Source organism: Pyxidicoccus fallax (assembly GCF_012933655.1).
Classification (GTDB): Bacteria; Myxococcota; Myxococcia; order Myxococcales; family Myxococcaceae; genus Myxococcus; species Myxococcus fallax.
The window spans coordinates 1-10,458 of record NZ_JABBJJ010000408.1; the positions used below are offsets into that span (position 1 = coordinate 1).

Sequence of the window (10,458 nt, forward strand, 5' to 3'; positions counted from 1 at the left end):
AGCGTCACATGTGTATAAGAGACCGGGACACCGCCGAGGACCGGCCCGCGGCGCTGGACTACCTCGTGCGGCTGCACCGGCTGAAGACGGGCGCGCTCATCCGCGCCGCGTGCCGCATGGGCGTGCTGGCGGGTGGTGGGGACGTGGACGCGCTCGCCCGCGCGGACGCGTACGGGGACGCCATCGGCCTCGCCTTCCAGATTGCCGACGACGTGCTGGACGTGACGGCCACGCCAGAGCAGCTCGGCAAGCCGGCGGGAGCGGATGCGGCGGCGGGGCGCTTCACCTTCCCGGCGGTGGTGGGCCTGGAGGCGTCGAAGCGCATGGCGGAGGAGAAGGTGGCCCAGGCCATGGCGGCGGTGCGGCCGCTGGAGGGCGAGGACGGGCCGCTGGCGGCGCTGGCGCGCTACACGGTGGAGCGGAAGTCCTGATGTCCGGAGTGCTGGCACGCGTCGCCTCGCCCGCGGACGTGAGGGCGCTGCCGGAGGCGGAGCTGCCTCGGCTGTGCGAGGAGCTGCGCGAGGACATCATCTCCATCTGCGGCCGCGTGGGCGGCCACCTGGGCGCGTCCCTGGGCGCGGTGGAGCTCATCGTCGCGCTGCACCGGGTGTTCCACTCGCCGGTGGACGCGCTCCTCTTCGACGTGGGCCACCAGACGTACGCGCACAAGCTGCTCACCGGACGCCGCGAGCGGATGCACACGCTGCGGCAGCCCGGCGGGCTGGGGCCCTTCCTGGACCCGCGCGAGAGCCCGCACGACGCGCTGCTGGCGGGGCACTCGTGCACGGCGGTATCCGCGGCGCTGGGCGTGCTGGAGGGGCGCCGGGTGCTGGGCAAGCGCGGGCACGTGGTGGCGGTGCTGGGCGACGGCGGCCTCACCGGCGGGCTCACCTTCGAGGGGCTCAACAACGCGGGGGGCAGCCACCTGCCGCTGGTGGTAGTGCTCAACGACAACCAGATGTCCATCAGCGCCAACGTGGGCGCGATTCCCTCCCTGCTGCGCACGCGCGGGGCGCGCGCCTTCTTCGAGGGGCTGGGCTTCACCTACCTGGGCCCGGTGGACGGGCATGACCTGGGCGCGCTGGTGCACGCGCTGCGCGAGGCGAAGGCGTCCTCGCGCCCGGTGGTGGTGCACGCGCTGACGCTGAAGGGCAAGGGCTTCCCGCCGGCCGAGGCGGACGCGCAGACGCGCGGGCATGCCATGGGCCCGTACGAGTGGCGCGACGGCAAGCTGGTGCGCTCGCGCCAGGGCCAGCGCACCTTCAGCGAGGCGTTCGCGGCGGTGTTGGAAGACGCCATGGCGCGGGACTCGCGCGTGGTGGCGGTGACGCCGGCGATGCTGGAGGGCTCGGCCATGAACGCGCTGAAGGCGCGCTTCCCGGACCGGGTGCACGACGTGGGCATCGCCGAGCAGCACGCCGTCACCTTCAGCGCGGGCCTGGCCGCCGCGGGTGCGCGGCCGGTGTGCGCCATCTACTCCACGTTCCTCCAGCGCGCGTACGACCAGGTCATCCACGACGTGTGCCTGCCGGGCCTGCCCGTCGTCTTCGCGGTGGACCGGGCGGGGCTGGTGGGCGCGGACGGCGCCACGCACCAGGGCACCTACGACGTGGCCTCGCTGCGCCCGCTGCCGGGCCTGCGGCTGTGGTCCCCCATGGTGGGCGAGGACCTGGAGCCCATGCTGGCCACCGCGCTGGCGGCGCCGCACCCCTCCGTCATCCGCTTCCCCCGAGGCACCCTGCCGGCGCTGCCGCCGGAGGTGCCCGCGCATCCGGTCGACGCGCCCGTGGAGGGCGCGCGGTGGCTGCGCCGCGCCCAGGCCCCCCGGCTGACGCTGGTGACACTGGGCCCGCTGGGGCTGGCGGCGCTGGAGGCGGCGCGAGCGGAGGCCGGGTGGAGCGTGCTGGACGCGCGGTGCGCCTCGCCGCTGGACGAGGCCGCGCTGCTGGAGGCCGCCGCGGGCGGCCATGTGGTGGTGGTGGAGGAGGGCACCACGCGCGGTGGGCTGGGCAGCGCGGTGCTGGAGCTGTACGCGGCGCGCGGCGTGCCGGCGCGGGTGCGGCTGATGGGGCTGCCGGACGCCTTCGTGCCCCATGGCGACGCGCGGGCGCAGCGCGCGGAGCTGGGCCTGGACGCGGCGGGCCTGCTGCGCGCGGGCCGCGAGCTGCTGGAAGGAGGCCGGCGGTGAAGCCTCGCAAGGAGCGGCTGGACGTGCTGGTGGTGGAGCGCGGGCTGGCGGAGTCGCGCACCAAGGCCCAGGCGCTCATCCTCGCCGGGCAGGTGGTGGTGGACGACCAGCGCCTGGACAAGCCCGGCTCGCTGGTGCCCGTCGAGGCGGAGCTGCGCCTCAAGGGCGAGGTGCTGCCGTACGTGTCGCGCGGAGGGCTGAAGCTGAAGGCCGCCATCGACCGCTTCGGCCTGGACGTGAAGGGCCGCGTGTGCGCGGACATTGGCGCCAGCACCGGCGGCTTCACGGACTGCCTGCTCCAGCATGGCGCCACGCGCGTGCACGCCATCGACGTGGGCTACGGGCAGCTCCACGAGAAGCTGCGGCAGGACCCACGCGTGCGCTCGCGCGAGCGCGTCAACGCGCGCTACCTCACCGAGGAGGACCTGCCAGAGAAGGTGGGCGTCGTCGTCATCGACGTGAGCTTCATCTCGCTCACCCAGGTGCTGCCCTCGGTGCTGACGTACCTGGAGCCGGGCGGGCTCTTGATTGCCCTGGTGAAGCCCCAGTTCGAGGTGGGCCCGGACCGCGTGGGCAAGGGCGGCGTGGTGCGGGACGCCGCCGCGCGCCAGGAGGCCATCGACTCGGTGACGGCCTTCGTGCGCGAGCAGGGCCTCACCGTGCGCGGGTTGATGGACTCGCCCGTGCCCGGGCCCGCCGGCAACGTGGAAGCGCTCCTCGTCGCCGACAGACCCTGAGCGGCGGACTACGGCCGGTAGCGGCGGTAGTCCCCCATGGGCAGCGTCTGCACCAGGTTGAGCCCCGTGCGCAGCCACACGCGGCCCTCCTCGTCCACGGCGGCGCTCAGGCTGACGGGCTCCTGGTAGCGGAACAGCTCCCGCGCCTCGCCGCTGGACGTCTGCTCGATGGCGACGATTTCCTGCGGGTAGGTGGCGAGCCCGCCCGCCGTACGGGCGGGGCCCGTCAGCAGGAACAGCGCCGTGGCGGGAGGACGGGCCGGCAGCACCTGGAGCACGTTCAGCGCGCCGTTGGCGTCCACGGAGCGGCTGTCCTTGTTGCGCATGACGCCGCTATTGCTGTCCAGCATCCACACGCGCTGCTTGCCCCGAGCCACCACGCGCGACGTGGGGCCGTGGAAGATGAGCCCGGAGAGGGGGGCGGGGAGCGCCGTGCTCGTCCAGGCCTGGTTGCCGCCCTCGCACTCGCCGCGGGTCGCCGAGCAGGACTGGACGTGGGACTGGCCCCCCGCCAGCTGGGAGCCCAGGTAGAGGATGCTGCCATCGGCGTTGAAGGCGCCCACGGGGGTGCCGTCGCTCCGGGAGATGGTGCGCAGCGTGTACCGGTCCAGGAGGTTGTGGATGGGGAACTCCGCCCGTCCTTCCGCATCCACGTCGCTCACCTGCACGGCGGTCTGCGAGGGGTCATTGGCGACGCCCATGTGCGCGTACCGCACCCGGTCGCCAATCACCATGGGCGGGGTGAGCAGGGGCTCGACCTCGTCGAAGAGCAGCCGCTCCGTGCCGACGTTCCCCGACGGGGAGGAGGGGGTGTGCGACAGCCGGATGATTTCGTGGATGCGGGTGACGATGAGCGCGTCCCCCTGCGGCATCACCGTCAGCAGGGTGGGGCGCAGGTCCGAGCGCGTCCGGGAGGTGATGGTGAGGTTGTTGGCGTCCACCGCCATCGCGCCCTCGCCCGGCGTCCAGACCCAGCGCTTGCCGGTGACGGGGTGCCGCTCGGTGATGGCGGTGTCCGCGGTGCAGGCGAAGGGCATCTGCCACTCGCCCTTCACCTGCCCGTTGGCGTCGACGCGATAGAGGGTGGGCAGGCCCGTGCCGGGATTTCCACAGCCGAGGAAGGTCACGTTGGCGCCGCTGCCCTCGGCGATGAAGAAGTCGGTGACGACCTGCTGGCCGTTCTGCGTGTTCACCACCCTGCGGGCCACCGGCAGGAAGCTGGCCGGCTGGGGCGCGGAGCGGTTCTTCCGGCCGTCATCGCACGTGGCCTCGGCCACCAGCGAGAGGTTCGCGGCGAGCCCGGCGGTGCGGTAGGGGAGGTCCGCGGCCTGCAGCTCCAGGGTGGCGGTGCCAGCGCTGTAGGGGAAGGTCTTGATGGGCGTGTCCCGGTCGTTGATGACCAGGCTCGACACGGTCTCGCAGCCGGACACGGTGACGACGACCTTGAGGCTCGTCGACGCGAGCGTGCCCTCGGGGACCGTGAGCTGGACCTGGGGCGGATCCGGGATGGACGGAGGCTTGGAGTCGCCACAGGCCGTGGCCATGCTGGCGGCAAGGGCGAGGGCGGCGCGCCGGGCGGGCCGCATCAGGAATGGGTGGGGCATGGCGCGGCACTCTACTTCAAGAAACACGCGGGGGCCCCACTCGCGGTGCGCGTGGAGCGCCGGGTCCGCCCCCCGCGCCGGCCCGGTGAGGACGCCCGGACGCCGCGCTTTACCCGGCTTCCGCGCCAGCCAGTTGCAAATGCAGCCGTGCTGGCGCTCGGGCGAGGGTGAGTGGGGCGGCCGGCCGGGCCCACGCTGGGGGAGGAAAGGTGCTCCCACCCCGGGTGTTCGCGCGCGGGACGGCTCGGGGTGATAAGGAGCCCATGCCCCGCCCGGGCGGCACGAGGGAGGACGCGGTAATGGTGGGAAATGCTTAGCGGTCCGGTGTAGGCCGCGCAGGCTCTCTCACCCTTCCCCCCGTCCGAAGTCCGCCGCTCTGGCCGAAGGCCGTGTTCAGCGGCATGATCCGGATCCGAACCATGTACCTTTTCGCACGCAGTGTGTATTCGCAGCCTCACCAGCCAGCCGCTTCCGGCCGGCGGGGCCGGGGTGCACCGTGAGAGTCGAGATGCAGTCGGATCAGCGGGGACGCGTGCTGGTGGTGGCCGCCAAGGAGGCGGGCGACGCCCTCATGGAGCGGCTCACGGCGAGCGGCTACCAGTGCGCGGCGGCGGAGCAGGAGAGCGGCCTGGCCCAGGCGGCCGACGCGCTCCAGCCCGAGGTGGTGCTGTTGGCGTTGTCGGCGAAGCGGGCGGCGGAGATGCTGGACTCGCTGCGCAAGGTGGAGCGCCTGCAGCGACTCCCCGTGCTGGTGGACATGGGCCGCACCCGCTCCACGGAGGCCCTCAAGCGTCTGCCAGTGGACGATTGGATTCGCGGCGCGGACGAGGTGGTGCCCCGGCTGGAGGCGGCGCTGCGCGCGGGCCGGCTGAGGGACCGCGAGGAGCGCATCCGGCTGCGGATGGGGATGCTGCTGGAGATCACCCAGGCGGCCACCAGCTCGCTGGAGCTGGAGGAAATCCTCCGCATCGCCGTGGACAAGGTGGGCCGCGTCACCGGGACGGACCGCTGCTCGGTGGTGCTGGTGGAGGGCAGCCATGCCCGCACCGCGCGTGTGGTGGCCACGCAGGAGGACCCCAGCCTCGTCGAGCTGGACATCGAGGTGGCCCGCTACCCGGAGCTGCGCCGCGCCCTGGAGACGCGCCAGCCGGTGTTGATTGAAGAGGCGCAGCGAGACCCGCTGATGGCGGAGGTGCGCACCTCCATCATGCCGCTGGGCGTGAAGTCCATCCTGGTGCAGCCGCTCATCTGCCAGGACGACCTCCTGGGCGCGCTCTTCCTGCGCGTGTCGCGGGTGGACGCGTCCTTCGGCCGCGACGAACAGGAGTTCGCGCAGGCGGTGGCCGGCGTGCTGGCCAACTCCATCCGCAACGCGCGCCTGCACACGGCGGTGAAGAAGAAGCGCGAGGACCTGGAGCTGGCGTACGTGCAGCGCTACCAGGAGCTGAACGACGCCAACCGCCGCCTCAAGGAGCTGAACCGGCTGAAGGACGAAATCATCGCCGTGTGCAGCCACGATTTGCGCGCGCCGCTCCAGGTGCTGCTGGGCCACGGCCGCCTGCTGCTGGAGGGCCCGCTGGAGGCCCAGCAGAAGCAGTCCGCCGAGGCGATGATCCGCCAGGGCAAGAAGATCCTCGGCCTCGTCGAGTCGCTCCTGGAGAAGGGCAAGGGCGAGGCGGCGCGGCTGTCGATCGAGCCGCGCGTGCTGGACGTGGCGCAGCTGTGCCGCGACGCCGTCAACGAGCTGGAAATCCTGGCCGCCGACCGGGGTGTGTCCCTGCGCTCCGCGTGCCCGGACAGCCTGATGCTCATCGGCGACGAGGTGAAGCTGCACGAGGTGCTGCAGAACCTCATCACCAACGCCATCCACCACGCGAGCCAGGACGGCGAGGTGGTGGTGAGCACCCAGCGGCTGGCGCGCCCGGACGGGGACGCCGTCAAGGTGTGCGTGCAGGACGACGGCGTGGGCATCCCCCCGGACGAGCTGCACCTGGTCTTCGACCGCTACCGCCACGGCGGGAAGGGCACGGGGCTGGGGCTGGCCATCTGCAAGGAGTTCGTCGAGCTGCACGGCGGCGAAATCTGGGCGGAGAGCCCGCCGGACAAGGGCTGCATCTTCGTCTTCACCCTGCCGCTGGCGCAGGAGGCGCCGCGCAACCCGCGGCCCCAGGCGCCCGCCGCGACGCTGCCGCAGGAGCAGCCGCGCGTGCTGGTGGTGGAGGACGAGCCCGAAATCGCCGCGGTGCTGTCCGAGGTGCTGCGCTCCAAGTACCGGGTGGAGGTGGCGCGCGACGGCGCCGAGGGCCTGGCCAAGGCGCGCGCGCAGCGGCCGGACCTGGTGGTGATGGACGTGTTCCTGCCGAAGCTGGACGGCCTGGACGCGGCCATGGCGCTGAAGTCCTCGTCGGACACGGCGCACATCCCGGTCATCCTCCTGTCCGCCCACCAGGGCGTGGCGGAGAAGGTCCGCTCGCTCAACCTGGGCGCGGTGGACTACATGAGCAAGCCGTTCGCCGCGGTGGAGCTCCTCAACCGCACCGAGCGCGCCCTCAAGCTGCGCCAGGGCGAGCGCGAGCAGCAGGAGAAGGAGCGGGCCAGTGCCCTGCAGCGGCGCACCGGCAGCGACCCGGCCACGGGCCTGCACGACCGGCGCGGGCTGCTGTTGCGCCTGGAGCAGGAGCTGACGCGCAGCCGCCGCTTCCACCGCCCCCTGAGCCTCGCGGTGCTGCGGCCGGACCGCCCGGTGGACCCGGTGCCCTCCAAGATCGCGGACGTCATGCGCAAGCGGGTGCGCCACCCGGATGCCATCTCCCACCTGGGCGGCGGCGTCTTCGTGGTCATCCTCCCCGAGTGCCAGGCGGAGCCCGCGCGCAACGTCATCAACCGCATGCAGCCGGATGTGGAGAAGGTGACGGACGTCGAGTACCGCTCGGCCGTGGCGGACGTGAGCCAGGACAGCGACCCGGTGGAGAAGCTGCTGGAGAAGCTGGGCGCACCGCCGCCCGAGGAGACGTGACGGGCCTGCACGCGGGGGCGGGGCGCGCTAGACTCCCTCTCGCGTGAGCCCCTCCCGCCACCTCGTCCGCGCGCTGCTCCTCGCCCTGGTGGCGGGGAGTGCGTCCGCGGCGCCGCCCAAGCGCCCGCGCGTGGACCGCGAGGCCATGCGCGAGGCCATGGACGCGGCGGCCACGGACGAGGGGCGCTACTCGTCCTCGGCCAGCTACGCCAACTACCTCCAGGCGCGGCTGCGGCACCATGCCGGGGACCACCGGGGCGCGGTGGACGCGCTGCGCCTCGCGCTGGCCACGGATGACGGGCACCCCCTGCTGCTCACCCGGCTGGGGGAGGAGTACGCGCGCCTGGGCAACCTGGACCAGGCCGAGCGCGAGCTGCGCCGGGCCGTGGAGCGCTCCCCGGCGTACTACCCGGCCCACGTGCTCCTGGGGCGGGTGCTGCTGGAGGCGGGCCGCTTCACCCGGGCGCGGCTGCACCTGCGGCGCGCGGTGGCCCTCAAGCCGCGCGAGCCGGAGGCGTACCTCGTGCTGGCCCAGCTCCACCTGGAGGCTGGCGCCCCGGACGAGGCGGTGAAGGTGGTGGACGCGCTGGCGCTGGCGCTGCCCGGCGAGGCGTCCGGCTACCAGCGCCTGGGGCTGGCCCTGGCCGAGCGCGGCGACACGGCCCGCGCCGAGCGCCTGCTGACGGAGGCCCGCCGGAGGGATCCGGGCGACGTGGAGGTGCTGGCGACGCTGGCGAAGCTGTACGAGGGCACGGGCCGCCCGGTCGAGGCCGAGGAGGCCCTGGCGAGCGCCCTGCGGAGGGACCCGGACAGCACGGAGGTGCTGCTGGCCGCCGGCCGCGCCGCGCTCAAGGCCCACTCCGTGGTGCGCGCCCGCGCCTACTTCGACCGGCTGCTGTCGCTGTCCTCCGAGCCGGAGATGGCCGTGCGGGTGGCCTTCAGCTACCTCGCCGCGCGCGAGCCCGCCGCCGCCGCGGAGGTGCTGGACTCGGCCCGCCGCGCCGGAGAGGACGAGCCCCGGCTGGCCTACTACGCGGGCCTCGTGCACGAGCGCATGCGCCGCTTCGCGGACGCGGCCGCCGCCTTCGCCGGGGTGCCCGAGGGCCATGACGTCTTCCCCGACGCACGCCTGCGCCGCGCCCGCTGCCTGTCGCTGTCCGGCGAGCACCCGCGCGCCCTGGCCCTGCTGCGCGCCGCACTCCAGGACGCCCCCGAGGTCGGCGAGGTGCGCACGCAGTACGCCCGGGCGCTGGAGCGCTCCGGACAGCCCGTGAAGGCCGAGGCCGTCCTGCGCGAGGGGCTCGCCGCCACCCCCTCCGCCGCGCTGTACGACGCGCTGGCCGCCACCCTGCACCGGCAGGGGAGGGGAGCCGAGGCGCTGACCCTGCTGCGCGAGGTGGTGACGCGCGCGCCCCGGGACGAGGAGCTCTTGTACGTGCTGGGCGCGGCCCACGAGCGCCAGGGCGACGTGGACGGCGCGCTGGCCCGGATGCGGGCGGTGCTGGAGGTGGACCCGAACCACGCCGCGGCGCTCAACTTCCAGGCCTACCTGCTGGCCCAGGCGGGGAGGGAGCTGGACGGGGCCGAGCGCAAGGTGCTGCGCGCGCTGGAGCTGCGCCCGGACACCGGGGCCTTCCTGGACACGCTGGGCTGGGTGTACTTCCGGCGCGGCGAGTACCTGCGCGCGGTGGAGGCGCTGGAGAAGGCCTCCTCGCTGGCCCCGGACGAGCCCGTCATCCTGGAGCACCTGGGGGACGCCTACCAGCGCGCCTCCCGCGCGGAGGACGCCGCCAGCGCCTGGCGCCGGGCCCTGGAGGTGCTGACGCTGGACCCCGAGTCCGCCGAGCCCCCCGGCCAGCGCGCCGGACTGGAGCGCAAGCTCAAGGCGCTACCCACGCGTGCGTCGGGCCGCTAAGTTGAGGCGCATATGGCGCGCCATGACGAGGGCTTCTTCAATGGCAGGGACGGCACCCGGCTCTTCTGGCGGTCCAGCCTCCCCGACGGCGAGCCCCGCGCGCACGTGGCCATCGTCCACGGCTACGGGGACCACTTCGGCCGCTACACGTATGTAGCGGACGCGCTGCTGGCGGACGGCTTCGCGGTGCACGGCTTCGACTACCGGGGCCATGGCCGCGCGGATGGACGCCGGGGCTATTGCGAGGCGTGGCCCCACTACGTGGAAGATCTGGAGGTCTTCTGGGAGCGCGTGCGCAAGTCCGCGGGCGGCGGGAAGGTCTTCCTGCTGGGCCACAGCCACGGCGGGCTGATGGCCGTGCAGTGGGCGGGCACCCGCCGGGTGGAGGGCCTGGCCGGCATGGTGCTGTCAGCCCCCTACTTCAAGCTGGCGATTACACCCCCGGCCATGAAGCTGCTGGCCGCGCGCGCGGTGGGAAAGCTGGTGCCATGGCTGGCCCTCAAGACGGAGCTGACGGAGAAGGACTTGAGCAAGGACCCGGAGGTGCAGCGCGCCACCCGCGAGGACCCGCTCTACTCCCGCGTCGTCACGCCCCGCTGGTTCCTGGAGTCCACCAAGGCCCAGGCCGAGGCGATGCTGCTGGCGCCGAAGATTCAAGCCCCGCTGTTCGTCCTGTGCGGCGCGGAGGACGGCGTGGCCGCCCCGGCGGCGGCTCGGGTCTTCTTCGAGACGGCGGGCTCGGTGGACAAGAAGTTCAAGGAGTACCCCGGAATGCTCCACGAGCCCCTCAACGAGGTGGGGCGGGCGGAGGTGTTCCGGGATATCTCCGGCTGGATCTCCGCGCATCTCTGACATAATCAGGTCGCCCGGCGCCCACGGACAGGCGTCGGCGCGCTGGGTGAGGTCACCGCATGGCAACGGGTGAAACGGGCATCATCGGCAAGGGCATCGTCATCAAGGGCAACCTCACGGGAGGTGGGGACCTGGTCATCGAGGGG

The 10,458-nt window shown here is 73.4% G+C and carries 7 protein-coding genes and 1 pseudogene; 7 read left to right on the forward strand and 1 reads right to left on the reverse strand.

Annotated elements, in window-relative coordinates; all coding sequences use genetic code 11:
* The 3 genes from HG543_RS46775 to HG543_RS46785 form a co-directional block, all read left to right on the forward strand.
* The coding region (locus tag HG543_RS46775; protein ID WP_211194640.1) for a polyprenyl synthetase family protein at positions 1-431 on the forward strand (431 nt) is incomplete at its 5' end.
* Complete coding sequence (locus tag HG543_RS46780; protein WP_169351460.1) at positions 431-2,188, forward strand: 1-deoxy-D-xylulose-5-phosphate synthase; 1,758 nt, start codon at positions 431-433, stop codon at positions 2,186-2,188. The genes HG543_RS46775 and HG543_RS46780, both read left to right, overlap by 1 nt.
* Positions 2,185-2,925: a TlyA family rRNA (cytidine-2'-O)-methyltransferase gene (locus tag HG543_RS46785; RefSeq protein WP_169351461.1), complete on the forward strand. Its 741-nt coding sequence runs from the start codon at positions 2,185-2,187 to the stop codon at positions 2,923-2,925. Before HG543_RS46780 ends, HG543_RS46785 begins: the two co-directional genes overlap by 4 nt.
* An 8-nt stretch (positions 2,926-2,933) precedes the next feature.
* Here the strand turns inward: HG543_RS46785 and HG543_RS46790 are convergent, their stop codons facing one another.
* Positions 2,934-4,529, reverse strand: a complete 1,596-nt coding sequence (locus HG543_RS46790) for a hypothetical protein (protein WP_169351462.1) — start codon at positions 4,527-4,529, stop codon at positions 2,934-2,936.
* A gap of 508 nt (positions 4,530-5,037) precedes the next feature.
* Between HG543_RS46790 and HG543_RS46795 the strand changes: the two genes are divergently transcribed.
* The 4 genes and pseudogenes from HG543_RS46795 to bacN all read left to right on the forward strand — a co-directional run.
* Positions 5,038-7,545, forward strand: coding sequence for an ATP-binding protein (locus HG543_RS46795; RefSeq protein WP_169351463.1), 2,508 nt, complete (start codon positions 5,038-5,040; stop codon positions 7,543-7,545).
* Positions 7,546-7,588: 43 nt separating this feature from the next.
* Positions 7,589-9,460 (forward strand): tetratricopeptide repeat protein, encoded by a 1,872-nt coding sequence (locus tag HG543_RS46800; protein WP_169351464.1) that lies wholly within the window; start codon positions 7,589-7,591, stop codon positions 9,458-9,460.
* A gap of 12 nt (positions 9,461-9,472) precedes the next feature.
* Positions 9,473-10,312, forward strand: coding sequence for an alpha/beta hydrolase (locus tag HG543_RS46805; protein ID WP_169351465.1), 840 nt, complete (start codon positions 9,473-9,475; stop codon positions 10,310-10,312).
* Positions 10,313-10,371: 59 nt separating this feature from the next.
* Positions 10,372-10,458 (forward strand): annotated as a pseudogene (bacN, locus tag HG543_RS46810) (bactofilin BacN); the annotation flags it as partial.